Source organism: Desertivirga brevis (genome assembly GCF_017355835.1).
Window position 1 is genome coordinate 1 of the sequence record NZ_JAFEWF010000015.1, and the last position, 16,004, is coordinate 16,004.

Below are 16,004 nucleotides of genomic sequence, written 5' to 3' on the forward strand. Positions count from 1 at the left end.
TTTAAGAACTTTTGCGCCTCTCCATCTCGGTTCGGCTTTATTTCAATTGATTTCACCGATTTGACCTGGCGATTTCACTGATTTTACTTTTTCAACTTTCGCTTTCTGCGTTGCGCTTCGGCGACCCTTTTGGTTTGGGACTGCAAAGATGAGAAGTTTTTTGTTTCTCTGCAAATTTATTTGAAGATTTTTTTTCTTCGTTTAAACTTGCTCTCTGCTGGTTTTCAGTATCGTTAAAGCGTTTTGCTTTTGCTTTCAAACCTTCCCGTTTCGGGACTGCAAAGGTGAGAATCTTTTTTTAATCTGGCAAGAACAATTTTAAAATTCTTTTTGCCTTCTTTTTTCTCTCTTCTTTCAACTCCGGTAAGCCTTGCGCTCTTCCGTTTTTCCCAGCCCTGTTCGTTTTGGGACTGCAAAGGTGGGAGTTTTTTCTTTAGCCGTCAAGCTGTTTTTTAAAATAGTTTAAAACAAGTTGATGATCTGCGTGTTAGTGTTGGTTTTCCTCTCAGCAGATCTCCCATTCCTGTAAAACCTACTCCAAAACGAGGGGATTTTGTCCTTTAGTATTTGAGGGCTTCATTTTTTATTTTTTTCAATTTAGTGCTTTCCATCGGACTATCTATGCTTTATCTGTGCTTCATCTACGCACTAATTATGCTCTATCTATGCCTTTGGTATTCATGAGATATGTCTTTGCCGGAATTGTTGGAGGCAAAGAAGTATCAAATCCGCTAGTTGGTACACTCCATACCTAATCTTTCAGAAAGAAGACCAGCTTAACCTGTCCATTCTCCCCCCCTTTGTTCAGTTCTCGCTCATACCTTGGTTACCCTTTCTTCAGCTAAACAGGCCGGAAACGGGGTTTGAACTGAACAAGAACTAAAGAAGGACTGAACAAGAGCTGAAGAAATGGCTCGCCAAGTGATTGGATTATCATCACTTCACCGCCAAGTGCCGCCATTTCGCCGCCAGATACCGCCATCGATTTTCTTGAATGTCTGGTTGTTTTACATTTGCTAAGAGGAACCTTCAAAACTTTCATCCGCCCTTGGTGAGCTTCCATTCATGAAGGTTTTGACGGTAAATTAGCGGCAAGCGTCCTACCTGCTTTTATACTGCTTCGGATCTCTAGCCATCAGCTTCCGATCATCTGCAGATATCGTGCACTGAAAGCCCGCTTTATCAGCAACAGATGACCAACAGATCGGAAGCAGACCCCACCAGATCCGAAGGGGGTAGGAAGCATATAGGAAGAAGGTTCTCAGCCAAAACTCGCTAAAGCCTAAACAGGAATTTAAAAATCCTGGCAGGTGGACATTTCCAGCCAGTCACAAAGGGGTCAGCTTCGGGACAGGTTCGAGGCAGCTTCGGGAAGGCCCCCCAATTTTCCGAACAAAGTACCCCCTTTTCCCGAACACTCCCCGAAGAATGTACCCATCCTTCCGCATCTGGCCGCAAATACCCGCAATTCTCCGCAAAACGCCGCAAGGACTGGCTCTTTTGGTAAAAATGCTTCTTGACTTCCTTACATTTGTGCTGTTGGAAATCTCTTTGCTTTAGCCGTTACCTATTTTGAAGGAGCGCCAACAACCAAGACACTTGCATTGCTAGAAAATAGTATTATAAATCATATTACCGATTAGCTGCCTTGAGGCCGTAAATTAAAGCAAAACAAAAAAGGCTTCCCTTATCTAGAGAAGCCTGACTAATATCTGGACCAGTTATTTCCTTTTTTATTTAGGAAGTACTACATATACTATAACTGTACTAATTCATTCAAATACTTTTCCAACATAGTATAACCATCTTTTGACTTCTGGTTTCTATCTTCTGGGTTCTGAGGGTCGAGTTTGTTTTTAACTTCCCAACTATCCGGCATTCCATCATGATCAGAATCTTGAGGTGTTTCACCAGTTTTTAGAGCTGGCCATCCACCAATACTTTTCTGGGAATCTATTATACCCTTATTATTCCCATACTTACCACTACCAATATGAGCTCGTTTTCCAGATGCTTCAGCAACAATCCTTGAATCGACCGCATCCCTTTCAGGAAATATAGCCCCCGCTTTCTTCAGAACCAACTTGTAGGCATCATGAGCGGAATGAGTTTCTGGCTTCTCAACAGAAAATTCAACCTCTGCTTTGATGTTCTGGGCAGTTCCAACTTTACTTACGTCTACTCCTTTCCAGTTATCTCTATTCAAGTCGTTCTCTCCTTCCATAACGTTACCAGCGAAAAACCATTTAGCGTAACCTTTTGCTGCTCCAGGGCGAGACTCATAGGAAGGAGCTGCAAAGTAATGCGCAGCAGCTGTTGCTGGTCCCGGCTTGTGGTAATTATTTACCCAATTAATATTGCATTTTGCCAGCTGGGAATTAACCTCTAACTCTCCTCCATAAATAGCTCCTGCTTTTCCCCAGTTGTATATCACATTATTCCTATAATCGCAAAGAGCTATGGTATCATGAGACCGTGCCCCATTCACCCTCGGCGATCTACTAGCATTGCTTGCAATTAAGTTGTGATGATAGGTTGCATATTGACCACCCCACTGAGAGGCATAACTTCTCGCCCCTTTTGAATCAAATGAGCTATATAAACTTTCACTTAATATACACCATTGCACTGTTATATATTTATTATCGTAACAGGTATGGCTTTCTTCATTAGACCAGCTTAAAGAACAATGATCAATAATAACATTTTTAGAATTTTCATTCCCCAGAGATGACAGGTCAGCAAGACCAGCTTCATCGCCAGGTCTAAATCTTATATACCTGATAATAAGATTGCTGCCATTAAATTTTAAACAACCATTCTTAATACAAATACCTCCACCCGGGGCTGTTTGACCAGCTATTGTCATATTGGAGCGACCAACCTTAACCAATCCTTTATCTAAACTAATAGTACCAGATACACGAAAGATAATTGTTATGGGATCAGAGCCAGGTGTATTTAATGCAGCACGGAGGCTTCCAGGAGATTCGTCACCATTTAGATTTGTTACTTCCACTACTCGCCCTCCTCTACCTCCACTAGTAAATTTCCCATACCCCTCAGCACCAGGAAACGCAATTTGTTGAGAGTATGAAAAATGAGATGTAAGCACGATTGCAAACGCAAGCAAAGCAGACCTTAAAGAAAATATCATATTTTTTGAGGTTTATAAACCCTCAAAGCTAATAGCAACACGATCTATTTTTATGTATTTATTTTTCTAAAAGTTGTAGAATATAATCTTTATAACATCTGTACCCGTCATAAGCCTTTTCTCGTTTGGCCTGTCACCTTCCAAATAGGTAGAAGATGCTTAAACGACTACTGAAATCTTAGAAAAAAATAAAGCTCGAGATGGGCTCGAGCTCAAACTAACCAATTATAAACCTAAATTAAACGAAAGGAGCTGTAGGGGAAGGAGTCGAACCTTCAAGGAGTGGTTAAACCGTTGCCGGCTTTCCCAGGATCTCCGCCACCGAGACAAGGAGGTGTGTCTGCCAATTTCACCACCCTACAGTGTGTAACACCTTTTTGCTGAAGTGTTGATACAAAGATAAGCGACATCCTAATTCTATGCAAATATTTCAATAAAAAAAGTTAATATTTATCAATTTAATACTTGAACTTTAAAAAATATGCAATTTAAGCAAAAGGATATTTCAAAATTGCCTTGAATTTATGAGAATTAAAACAAATGAATGCTAATTGTAACCAGGAAGATGGTATTAGGAAATTAATTGAAGTAGAAAGTGCAGGGTAGTATTGGAATGGTTTAAAAAGCCAGGCAAAGCGGAATAATTACCCGGCTCTAAAATACCCTTTGGTAAATGGAAATGAACATCTAATATTAGCACATCCATTTTTGAACTTCGTCCCTTAACCGGTCCTGTTGTCCTTTTGCAAATCCCTTTACGAACTCTTCAGATTCGGCTTGCCACGAAGCTGAGGTATATCTAATTCCATCTTCCCAAGTATAATCCTTGCTGTGATAGCCTTTTTCATACCCCTTATTAAAATCAGATATGCATTTCGTAGTGCTTTCTTTGATTACAGTATTCATTATGTGATAATTAAAGTTTCAAAACAAAAATGCATTGTCCCTGCGGTTTAGAGAATGATACTACTCATCAAATGAATGAAAAAAGTTGACATTGATCTGGGCAGACATCAATCTATTACACCCTGATTAAATTGATTTAGCAATGCACAGTATATATAACAATTATTATACTTGTAGAAATTATATTTACTAAACATGTCATCTCTCTACCCACTAAAATTTAAAACTATTTACAAAGACAAAATCTGGGGTGGTCAAAAAATCAGGACTTACCTAGGGAAAGATTTTTCACCACTTCCAAACTGCGGTGAGACCTGGGAAATCTCGGGAGTTAAAAGCGATGTTTCTGTAGTTGAAAATGGTGTTTTAGCAGGAAAAAGCCTCGCAACATTATTAGAAGACTTCAAATACGAGCTAGTTGGAAAAAAAGTTTACGAGCGTTTTGGAAACGAGTTTCCATTGCTTGTAAAGTTTATTGATGCAAATGATGATCTTTCTATCCAGGTTCACCCTGATGATACTTTAGCAAAAGAGCGTCATAATTCCTTTGGTAAGACCGAAATGTGGTACGTTATACAGGCCGACCAGGATGCAACACTTATTGCTGGCTTTAATCAACAAGTGAACGAGGCTAGTTATCTTGAAAAATTAAACAGCGGCAATATCAATGACATCCTCAATAAGGAGCAAGTTAAAGATGGTGATGTTTTCTTTTTACCAGCTGGAAGAGTACATACAATTGGTAAAGGACTATTAATAGCCGAAATTCAGCAAACATCTGATATTACCTACCGCATCTATGATTTTGATCGTGTAGACGACAAGGGAAATAAGCGAGAATTGCATACACAGGAAGCGCTAGCAGCTATCGATTACAACGTTTACCCTGAGTATAAATCTATTTACGATAATAAGAAGAATGAACCTGTACAGGTTGTTAAGTGTGACTACTTTACTACCAATATTCTAGATTTCAGTCAGCCGGTAGATAGAGATTACTCTTCTATAGACTCTTTCGTAATACATGTTTGTGTTCAAGGTTCTTATACTTTAAATTTTGATGGAGGATCGCTCAACGTGAGAATGGGCGAAAGTATCCTTATTCCGGCTAACGTAGATAAGATTTCTATTGCCACAGATACCGGCTTCAAAATTTTAGAGAGCTACGTTTAAGATAAAATCTCTGTTGAGAATAGTACTAAAAACAAAAAAGCTTCCTGGGTACCAGAAAGCTTTTTTGTTTTTAATTAAAAAGGTACTAGTCATTAAGCGATTGATAAACTGCTGCTCGGAACTTATCCTGCACATCAGATCGAAGCGGTGATTGCTGGATAAATACTAAGCCCACGATCTTCTCCTTTGGATCAGCCCAATAAGTTGTACCAAAATATCCACCCCAACTAAAGGATCCTTTACTTACTCCCAGCTTCGCCTGTCCCTGTTTGCTTGTAATTTGAAAACCTAAGCCAAACTTGTCTGTACGAACATTCAGTTCACCTATCTGGTTTGAGGTCATCAACTCTACAGTTCTACGCGCTAATAACCTCTTTCCATTGTATACTCCGTGATTCAGGAGCATCTGAAGAAAAATTGCATAATCTGCTATAGTGGAACTAAGACCAGCTCCTCCTGAAAAGTAAGAGCTGCTACGGTTTGGGTAATCTGCTGTAATTACCCCGTTCCTTTCGTATTTTATCAACCTGTTATTGCCATCAAAAGTATAAATGGGTACCAAACGGGACTGTTTGGTACTTGGAATGAAAAAATAAGTATCCTTCATTCCTAATGGTTGAAATATTCGTTCCTGAAAAAATTTGTCAAGGGTTTTGCCAGACAGAACTTCCACTAAATACCCTAACAAGTCAGTGTTTAACCCGTAAGTGAACCTCTCTCCTGGCTGATGAGCCAGAGGCATCTTACCTAATCGTTCCATTGCATCCTTTAAGGATACGGCGCCACCTTCAAAACCAACGGGAATTCCTGCCTTTGCATATATGGCCTTGAAAGTTGCTGAACCGATAACTGCATAATCTATTCCAGAGGTATGAGTTAGCAGGTCTCGAATAGTAACCTCTCGCTTAGCCGGACCAGTAGTGTAGGATGAATCGGCAGCATTAAATTTATCAAGTACAACGGGCTTGGAAAATGAGGGAATATACTTCGAAATGGGATCGTCTAGCAGCAATTTTCCCTCTTCGAACAGCATCATTACTGCAACACTAGTAATAGCTTTCGTTTGGGAAGCTATTCTAAAAATATTATCTGTTCGTAAAGGAGTTTTTGATTCTACATCTGTAAAGCCAAGGGCCTTGTTATAAACAATTTTACCATCACGGGCAACGAGGGCGACAGCTCCTGCGATCTCTTTTTTATCTATGCTTTGTTGGAGAACTGCATCAATGCGTTTTAATCTTTCTGCACTAACATGTACTGAAGCCGGTGGCGCGGTTACAAGGTTTGTTTGAGCAGAAGACTGTAGAAACAGGCCAAACACTAAAACAAGCTTAACCCGCAAAAATTTAAGTTTCATAAAGAATTTGATAATGGGTTTGTAAAACTAGCAAAAGTTACGAGCTCACAATGATCGAGAATGCCATATAAGCAAAAAATTTCTAATTCCAAACATTTTTGTCAATCTGCAATTTATTAGACACTAATACTCTGTGCCTTGAAAAATTACGGTATACTTTCTTTAAAGATTCTTCTCTGGATAGTGGGAATTATTCTTTTCCTTGTGATGTTGGTTTTTGTGCTGATAGAAGTACCGGCGGTTCAAAACTTTGCGCGGGGCAAGGCGGTGAACTTTCTTCAGAATAAGATAGGGACAAAAGTTGAAATTAATCGTCTGAGCCTTGATCTTCCAAAGCTTATCGTATTGGAGGATGTATATTTTGAAGATCAGCAGCGGGATACACTTCTGGCGGGCGACACCTTGAAGGTGGATATCAGTTTGCTAAAATTGATGAAAAACACGGTAGAGATCAACGAAATCGATTTGCGTGGGGTTACTGCCAATATTTCCAGGACACCGGATAGCGTTTTTAATTTCGACTATATTTTAAAAGCGTTCGTGAGCGAGCAGAAAAAGCCTCAACCTGTTGATACTGCCGCAGCTCCAATGAAGTTTTCTGTTGATAAAATCAATCTTGACCGCATTCGGGTTAAATACAAGGATGCTCCAACTGCTAATGACGTAAAACTTTACCTTGGTCACTTCGATACGCGGGTAAAGGAATTTGACATGGAGAAAAGCATCTACAACATTCCAAAATTCACTTTGTCTAATGTTAATGCAGTTGTTATACAAGGAAAACCTGCCGTTCAAGTCGATTCTAAAGTTGCGGATGTTGCCGAAGCTCAAGAACCTATTGACATGACATTGGCTTTGGGAGAAGCAGATTTGGATAGGATTAAGGTTGTGTACCGGAATGCTGTTTCGGCCCTCGATGCAGACGTGAACTTAGGAAAACTAAATGTAAAGTCGGATAAATTAGACCTGAAAAATAAGGTAATAGACCTGGGAGACATTAATCTTGATAATTCAACCTTTAAGATCACCCTCGGTAAAAAAGTACAAGCCGAGGTAGTTAAAAAGGAAGTTAAGGAGAACGCAGATGCTGCATCCGATATCTGGAAATTTACTTCCGATAACATAAACTTTGCTAATAATAATCTTCGTTTTGATGACCAGAACTTGCCGCGGCAAAGAGTTGGCATGGACTACGGGCATTTAGACATCCGTAATTTAAACCTTAGTGCTTCAAACTTTGTGTATGCAATCGACACTATATCGGGAAAGATCAACTCAGGAAGCATGCGGGATAAAAGTGGGTTCAACCTGAAACGTTTAACCACAAACTTCTTTTATGGCAAGAACAACACCTACCTAAAAGATCTTTACGTTCAAACTTCTCAAACAGTAATAAGGGATGAGATACAATTGGCATACCCATCTATAGAAAGCTTAAGTACTAATCCCGGAGACTTGCGGGTAGATGCAAATTTACGAAATAGCCGCTTGGGCCTACGCGATGTACTGATTTTTGTTCCAGCCCTTGCGGCAACAGAACCTTTTAAAAGTCATTCTGCCGAAATATTGAACATAAACAGCGAGGTACACGGACTAGTTAAAAATCTATCCATTCCAGTATTTCAAGTTTCAGGTTTCGGCAGTACCACATTGAATGCCTCTGGTAAGATCACCGGTCTTCCTGATATGAACAAAGCAGTCTTTGACATTAATATTAAAAACTTCAACACCCGGAGTCGGGATATCTATGCACTGGTACCACGTGGAACAATCCCTCCTAATGTCCACGTTCCTGATGCCATACGCCTGGTTGGAACCTTTAAAGGAAGCATGAATAGTTTTAATACTAATCTGAACCTCAACTCGAGTGATGGAAGTGCCAAAGCTGTAGCTTTTGTAAAAAATGGTAGCACAGTAAGTTATAAGGCAGATGTGCGCACCTATAATTTAAATGTAGGCCGAATTATCAGACAGGAGAAAACAATGGGACGAGTTTCGATGGTGGCCAGAGTAGATGCCAGCGGAACTGATCCTAAACAATTGAACGGAACGTTTAGTGGACGAGTAGTGCAGGCTCAATATAATCGCTACAACTACCGCAATCTGACAATGAAAGGAAGAGCCAGAAATGGAGCAATCTCGGCTGTAGCTAATATGGCTGATCCAAATATCAACTTCGACTTGGTTGCAAATGCAAATTTCAGCAAGAAATATCCAGCAATAAAAATGACCCTTAACGTTGATAGCCTTAATTTGCAGAAACTGAACTTTATGGCAGAAGACTTTAGGTTTAGAGGAAAGTTAGAGGCAGATCTTCCAACAGCTGACGTGGATTACCTTAATGGGAATATCCGTCTTACTGATGCTATCATGGTTCGCTCGGGCCAACGGATTCAGGTTGATTCGGTTCATGTTACCTCGACAGCTTCTGCGGATAGTAATTCACTTCACGTTCGCTCTGACGTTTTATCTGCCGATGTGAGAGGAAAATATAAGCTGACACAGGTTGGCCCAGCAATTCAATCGGTTATCAACAAGTATTATAATACGGGTACCGTAACTGCACGTACTGCGCCTGATCAACATTTACAATTTAATGCACGGTTGATGAATGGCCCATTAGTACAGCAATTCGCGCCACAAATAAAAGAGCTGGCAACTGTGAATATGAGTGGCAGCTTTGACGGAAGAACAGGGCAACTTACTGCGCAAGGAACTGCTCCCCGGATAATTTATGGGGGTTATGACCTTAGCAATCTTAATTTCAACGTAGATACCCGAAATGAGGCTATTAACTATTCGGTTGCTTTAAACAGACTGAACGGTTCATCCTTCCAGCTATTAAATACTTCAGTAACCGGAAACATTCAAGATAATATTCTTAGCACAAGGCTGGAAGTAAGGGACGCTCAGAACAGGCAAAATTACCTGGTGGCCGGCGCGCTAAAAGCGATGGGTTCGAATTATGAATTTAGCCTCAACACTGATGGCCTTGTACTTAATCAACAGCGATGGAATGTTAGCGATGGTAATTTCATTCGGTTTGGAAGCCAAGGTGTGATGGCACAAAACTTTGTTATTTCTAATGCGGGCCAAAGTCTTTCGCTCAACACAACACCTCCAGGAATTAATAATCCTTTAGCTGTTACTTTCAGCAATTTTAAAATCGAAACCCTTACTGAAATAGCTAGAAAAGATTCATTGCTGATCGGGGGTACTATCAATGGTAATGCCCTTGTTAGAAACTTTCAAACCAGTCCGATATTCACTTCTGATCTCACGATTGGTGATTTAAATTTTAGAGGAGATACTGTTGGAAACATTGCTCTTCAGGTTAATAATGAAAGTGCGAATACCCTGGCAGCTAATATGAATATCACCGGCAAGGGCAATGATGTTAGATTGAACGGCTTCTACTATATTAATAACAGCAGCTTCGATATGAACCTGAACATTGCGAATCTTGACCTTCGTAGTATTCAGGGTTTTACAATGGGCAACCTTAAAGACGCCAGCGGAAGCCTTAATGGACGCATGAGCATTACCGGAACCACGGCTGACCCGAATGTTATTGGAGATCTTAATTTCAACAACACTGCCTTCCGGATAGGCATGCTTAATTCTCTGTTTCGAATTAATGATGAACGGATAAGGTTTAATGAAGACGGTATAAGGTTTGATAATTTCGCTATACTGGATTCAGCTGGTAACAATCTGACTGTTGATGGTGCATTACTTACTTCTAATTATCTCGACTATCGATTTAATCTCGATGTAACAAGCGACAACTTCCAGGCGCTGAATTCTACAGCTAAGGACAATGAAATGTATTACGGCCAGCTCTTCATTGATACGCGTCTTCGTATCCGTGGAGACATGAATGCCCCAGTGGTAGATGGCAATTTGAAAGTTCTAAAAGCAACAAGGCTAACATTAGTGCTACCACAAAGTGATCCAGGTATTGAAGAACGGGAAGGTGTAGTAGAGTTTGTGGACCTTGACAATCCGGAAAACGGCCGGGCGCTTACTTCTAACCTCGATTCGGCTAAAACTTCGCCTTTTACCGGAATGGATATCAATACTAATATAGAGGTAGACAAAGAGGCTGAGTTCAGCATCATAGTGGATCAGGGTACGGGAGATTTTCTTCGGGTACGCGGGCAGGCACAACTTAATGCAGGGATTGACCCTAGTGGAAAGATCAATCTGACAGGTAATTATGTTCTTGATCAGGGAGCATACGAGCTGTCATATAATTTTATTAAACGTCGCTTTGACATTCGTTCTGGAAGCACTATTACCTGGAACGGTGATCCTACCATGGCAGATGTCGATGTAACCGCTGTTTATGTGGCAGAAACAGCACCTTTAGATCTGGTAGCAAATCAACTTGGTTCAGCTCCTCCTTCTGAAGTAAATCAATACAAGCAACGCCTTCCCTTCGAATTATTATTGAGCCTGAAAGGAGAATTGATGAAGCCGCAGATTAGCTTTGATATCGACTTGCCTGAGAGAAATTATAATGTTTCCAGTACTGTAGTATCAACGGTAAATACGCGCCTCGATCAGCTGAAAACAGAACCTTCTGAATTGAACAAGCAGGCTTTTGCCCTGGTATTGCTTAACCGCTTTGTTTCCGACAATCCATTTAGCAGCAGCTCTGGCGGATCTTCTCCAGAATCACTGGCAAGGCAAAGTGTCAGCAAGCTTTTAAATGATCAACTTAACGATATTGCAGGAAACTTGATTGGCGGCGTTAACTTAAGCTTTAACTTGGAATCGACCGATGATTACACGACTGGAGAGCTTAAAAACCGGACCGATTTAAATGTTACGGCATCCAAACAATTATTAAACGACAGGATTAATGTGTCAATAGGAAGCAATTTCGAATTGGAAGGTCCACGACAGCCACGGCAGTCCTCCAATAATGTTGCAGGTGATATAGCAGTAGACTACCTGCTTTCACGAGACGGCCGTTACAAATTAAGAGCATACCGCAGAAACCAGTATCAAGTGGCAGTAGAGGGGCAGGTAATAGAAACAGGTTTAGGCTTTATCATCAACCTTGACTACAATAAATTCAAGGAAATTTTAAGACGCAAAACTGAAGAAGAGAAACAACGCCAGGAACAAGAAAAGGCAGAAAGAAAACTTGCAGCAGATGAGTAACAGATTTATTAAGTTCATTTTTTTATTTTCAACTCTAATTGCTGCAGCATGCAGTACCACCAAATATGTACCAGAAGGCGACTACCTTTATAGAGGAGCCTCAGTTAAAATAGAAGGTAAGGAGGTAAAATCGCGGGAAGCAAAGGCTATGTCCGGCGAGCTTCAGGGAGTACTTCGACCGCGCCCCAATAGTCGTTTTTTAGGTATACCTTTTAAACTCTGGATATACAACTCTTTTGGCAACCCCAATAAGACAAAAGGTTTCGGCAATAAGATTAGATCGAAGTTTGGAGAACCACCCGTATTATTTAGTTCGGTAAAAGTAGATTATAATATTCAGCTACTGACTAACAGGATGGAGAATCGCGGCTTCTTTCGCGCATCTGCCACAGCTGACAGTTCACTTGGACGAAAACAAGCAAAACTAACTTACCACGCTTTCCCTGGTCCTCACTATATGATTAGCACTGTTCGTTTTGCTTCAGACAGCAGCGATTTGGGTAAAGCGCTTACTCGCACAGCTCGTAGAAGCTTTTTGAAAATAGGCGATCCGTTCGACCTGGATATCATCAAGTCGGAAAGGGAACGCATTGATGCGAGGTTAAAGGAGAGAGGTTTTTATTACTTCAGCCCGGACGACATTATTATTCAGGTAGACAGCATTAATAACCAACATCAGGTTGATCTAGTTGTGAATATAAAGACCACAGCAGCCGAAGAAGCACGGCAGAAATACACAATCAATAATATATTTATCTATCCGAACTACAATCTTTCAAAAGATTCAATTGATGTAAGGGCAGGAGAACGGTATAAAGACTTTATTGTAGTTGATACGGCCAAGCTATTTAAGCCACAAGTTTTTGAAAGGACCATGTTCTTCCATAAAGGTGATATCTATAACCGTACAGATCATAACATGTCATTAAACCGGCTAGTGAGCTTGGGAACATTCAAGTTTGTTAAAAACAAGTTTACTGAGTCTATCGACGGAACCGGAAATCAACTGGACACTTATTACTATCTTTCTCCATATCCCAAAAAATCGTTGAGGGCCGAGCTACTTAGCCGTACTACGTCTGCAAATTTTAGCGGATCTGAAATTAACGTTAGCTGGAGAAACCGGAATGCTTTTAGAGGAGCGGAGCTTTTAACGGTTAATCTTTATGCAGGAACAGACATACAAGTTTCGGGAGTTAATCAAGGAAATAGTCTGTTTAGATATGGGGCTGAAGCTAATTTGAATATTCCGCGCCTAATCTCTCCTTTTCAATTTAATGCTTCGAGTGCATTCATTCCCAGAACAAAAATCATGTTGGGATATGATTTCCTAGATCGTAGAATGGCCTATTCGCTGAATTCATTTCGAACTTCATTTGGATATGTTTGGAAAGAGGATCAGAAACGGGAACATCAATTGAATTTATTAGCGGCCACCTATGTCTTGCCGTATAAGGTGGATAACGCATATAAACGACGGGCTGATAGTATTCCAGCTTTGCGAAGGGCAATTGACACCCAACTTGTTGTTGGTCCAAACTATAATTTCCTTTATACCAACACGATTCAGACCAATAAGAGGCATACCTTTTATGAGAATTTCAATATCGATGAATCCGGTGTTTTAATGGGTGTCCTTTCAGGTGCCAACTACAGAAACGGTAATACTAAAAGAATTTTCAATGCACCATTTTCTCAATACATCAGATTAGAGAACGATTTCAGACATTATTTGAATTTAGGTTATGGAAACCAGTTAGCAAGCCGACTAATTCTTGGCTATGGCTTTGCTTTTGGAAATTCACCTGCTCTCCCTTACATTAAACAATTCTTCATTGGTGGATCAAACAGCTTGCGTGCTTTCAGAGCCAGATCGATTGGTCCGGGATCGAGCGTGCCAAACTTTAGCCGGGAGAGGGGAATGGCAGCGCCGGATAAAACCGGGGATATTAAGCTTGAGTTTAATACAGAATACCGACCCAAATTCAACAATATAGTAAGAGGAGCAGTCTTTCTTGATGCAGGAAACATTTGGTTACTACGCGATGACCCAGAGCAACCAATTGCCGGTGCAAAATTCAGTAAAGAGTTTTTAAGCGAGCTGGCAGTAGGAACTGGTGTAGGTTTAAGGTTTGACGTGAATTTCTTCGTCTTAAGGACAGATCTGGCTTTCCCTATTCGTAAGCCATGGCTTCCTAAGGGAGAACGCTGGGTATTTAATGATATTGATTTTAGCAGAGAATGGAGAAAAGAAAATCTTGTATTTAACCTTGCGATAGGGTATCCATTCTAACAGAATTACCTCATTTAAATAAAAAATATTGAAATAGTAAGAATAAGCAAATTGCAAGAAACGCGAAGGCGGCAATGATGAGAACCCATTTTTTAATGGGAACAGTAGTCCTTGCCGCCGAAGCTGGAACGTCTTTAATGGAATGCCTAAGTCTTTGCCAAGCTGCAGGTGTGTCTACTCTGAAACTTTCGGGATATTCCCTGGCAATATCCCATGTTTCTTGAAATTCCCTGAGTAGTTTCTCTCTTTCAGGCTCATCTCCTATCCATTCAAGAAGCTCCTCGGTTTCCTGTAGGGTTAATTCATTAGAAACATAACGGCTTAATAAATTAAGGTATACATCATCGCTCATGTACAATGGAATAGAAATTTTCTTAAATGACGTATAGCGTTGGTCAGCTGACCTTCAACTGTATTCAAAGGTAGCTCTAATTTCATAGCTATTTCAGGATAGCTAAGCTTGTGGTAGCGACTAAGTATGAATACCAAACGACAAACTTCAGGAAGAGACCGGACTGCTTCTTCTACTCTTTTACCTACGCCTTTAAGAGCCATCGTGTTATCTTTGTCTTTAATGTCGGCATAACCATCTTCAGGATAAAGGTTCTCCTTTCCAAAAGCACATTGGAATCGTTTAACGTACTCTAAAGATTGATCCACTACTGCCTGAAATAAATATGCTTTAAGCGAAGTATTTGTAGTAGGCAATTCCTTTTTTTCCCAAAGCTTGTAAAAGATATCCTGTACTATATCCTCTGAAATATTTTTGTCTTGCACAATACGATAAGAAGTAATGCACAAGGCCTGATAATTCACTGAGAACAGTGCTTCGAATCCAGAAATATCAAGCATTAGAGACATGTATACCAAAAATAAAGTGTATTTAGTGAATAACGTTAGTGGTGGCCAAAACGCTACAGTAAGCAAAACATTTTACCCAAAAAGAGTTTCTATGTTAAAAATATAACTATAAATTGCCCCGCAAAATAACCTTAATTGTCCATTATGAAAATTACTGTAGTTGGAGCAGGTGCAGTTGGCGCAACCTGCGCTGATGATATCGCCCGCAAAGCACTCGCTGAAGAACTGATTCTGCTAGATATTAAAGAAGGTCTGGCGGAAGGAAAATCGATAGACATGATGCAAACTGCTGCATTACTTGGTTTTGACTCCAAAATCAAGGGTGTTACTAACGATTATGCAGCTACTGCAGACTCTAGAGTTGTTGTTATCACTTCAGGAATTCCGAGAAAACCAGGGATGACCCGTGAAGAATTAATCGGCACGAATGCTTCGATCGTTAAGACTGTTACCGAAAATATTCTTAAATATTCTCCTAATGCTATTATTATCGTAGTATCTAACCCTATGGATACTATGAACTATCTGACCTTAAAAGCATCAGGCTTACCAGAGAATCAGGTAATTGGTATGGGAGGATCTTTAGATTCTGCGAGATTTAAATTTTATCTAAGTAGAGAGCTAGGATGCTCGCCCACAGATCTGAATGCTATGGTAATTGGTGGACATGGAGACACTACGATGATCCCACTTATTAAACATGCCACTTGGAACAGCTTGCCAGTTACACAATTTTTGAGTGAAGAACAGCAGGAGCGGGTAATTAAAGACACGATGAGCGGAGGAGCAACATTAACGAAACTGATTGGAACTTCAGCCTGGTATGCTCCGGGAGCTGCAACTGCTGGTATGGTAGAAAGTATTGTGCGCGACCAAAAACGGTTGATCTCCTGCGGCGTTGCCTTGAACGGGGAATATGGCCAACAAGATATTTCACTTGTTGTACCTGCTGTACTTGGGAAAAATGGTGTAGAAAAGATTCTTGAACTTCGTCTTGATGACGAAGAAAGAGCAGCATTCAACCAGAGTGCGGAAGCTGTTAGAGCAATGAATAATGTTCTGAAAGAAACAGGAGTTCTTTAACA

At 40.4% G+C, this 16,004-nt stretch carries 10 protein-coding genes and 1 tRNA gene; 4 read left to right on the top strand and 7 right to left on the bottom strand.

Annotated features, from left to right (window positions below; all coding sequences use genetic code 11):
* Positions 1-841: 841 nt before the first annotated feature.
* The 4 genes from J4N25_RS25345 to J4N25_RS25360 all read right to left on the bottom strand — a co-directional run bounded on the left by J4N25_RS25345 (position 842) and on the right by J4N25_RS25360 (position 4,063).
* Positions 842-1,063 carry a hypothetical protein gene (locus J4N25_RS25345; RefSeq protein ID WP_207424700.1) on the bottom strand — a complete coding sequence of 74 codons (222 nt, stop codon included), beginning with the start codon at positions 1,061-1,063 and terminating at the stop codon, positions 842-844.
* A gap of 693 nt (positions 1,064-1,756) precedes the next feature.
* Positions 1,757-3,157, bottom strand: coding sequence for a pectate lyase family protein (locus tag J4N25_RS25350; protein ID WP_207424701.1), 1,401 nt, complete (start codon positions 3,155-3,157; stop codon positions 1,757-1,759).
* A 252-nt stretch (positions 3,158-3,409) separates the two neighbouring features.
* Positions 3,410-3,519: transfer RNA gene (locus tag J4N25_RS25355), tRNA-Asp, on the bottom strand.
* A 331-nt stretch (positions 3,520-3,850) separates the two neighbouring features.
* Positions 3,851-4,063, bottom strand: a complete 213-nt coding sequence (locus tag J4N25_RS25360; RefSeq protein WP_207424702.1) for a hypothetical protein — start codon at positions 4,061-4,063, stop codon at positions 3,851-3,853.
* 195 nt (positions 4,064-4,258) lie between these two features.
* On the opposite strand from J4N25_RS25360, the gene J4N25_RS25365 reads away from it, so the two are divergent.
* Positions 4,259-5,236 (top strand): type I phosphomannose isomerase catalytic subunit, encoded by a 978-nt coding sequence (locus J4N25_RS25365; protein ID WP_207424703.1) that lies wholly within the window; start codon positions 4,259-4,261, stop codon positions 5,234-5,236.
* An 85-nt stretch (positions 5,237-5,321) separates the two neighbouring features.
* Here J4N25_RS25365 and J4N25_RS25370 read toward each other — a convergent pair whose 3' ends face one another.
* Positions 5,322-6,593 (bottom strand): serine hydrolase domain-containing protein, encoded by a 1,272-nt coding sequence (locus tag J4N25_RS25370; RefSeq protein WP_207424704.1) that lies wholly within the window; start codon positions 6,591-6,593, stop codon positions 5,322-5,324.
* A gap of 138 nt (positions 6,594-6,731) precedes the next feature.
* On the opposite strand from J4N25_RS25370, the gene J4N25_RS25375 reads away from it, so the two are divergent.
* Together J4N25_RS25375 and tamL are read left to right on the top strand one after the other, a co-directional pair.
* Positions 6,732-11,765, top strand: a complete 5,034-nt coding sequence (locus tag J4N25_RS25375; protein ID WP_242696030.1) for a translocation/assembly module TamB domain-containing protein — start codon at positions 6,732-6,734, stop codon at positions 11,763-11,765.
* On the top strand, positions 11,758-14,058 hold the full coding sequence (tamL, locus tag J4N25_RS25380) for a translocation and assembly module lipoprotein TamL (protein WP_207424705.1): 2,301 nt from the start codon (positions 11,758-11,760) through the stop codon (positions 14,056-14,058). Before J4N25_RS25375 ends, tamL begins: the two co-directional genes overlap by 8 nt.
* A 10-nt stretch (positions 14,059-14,068) precedes the next feature.
* Here the strand turns inward: tamL and J4N25_RS25385 are convergent, their stop codons facing one another.
* Complete coding sequence (locus J4N25_RS25385; RefSeq protein ID WP_207424706.1) at positions 14,069-14,410, bottom strand: anti-sigma factor; 342 nt, start codon at positions 14,408-14,410, stop codon at positions 14,069-14,071.
* On the bottom strand, positions 14,407-14,910 hold the full coding sequence (locus J4N25_RS25390; protein WP_207424707.1) for an RNA polymerase sigma-70 factor: 504 nt from the start codon (positions 14,908-14,910) through the stop codon (positions 14,407-14,409). The genes J4N25_RS25385 and J4N25_RS25390 overlap by 4 nt, the downstream gene beginning before the upstream one ends.
* A 153-nt stretch (positions 14,911-15,063) precedes the next feature.
* Between J4N25_RS25390 and mdh the strand changes: the two genes are divergently transcribed.
* Positions 15,064-16,002, top strand: a complete 939-nt coding sequence (mdh, locus tag J4N25_RS25395) for a malate dehydrogenase (RefSeq protein WP_207424708.1) — start codon at positions 15,064-15,066, stop codon at positions 16,000-16,002.
* Positions 16,003-16,004 lie beyond the last annotated feature (2 nt).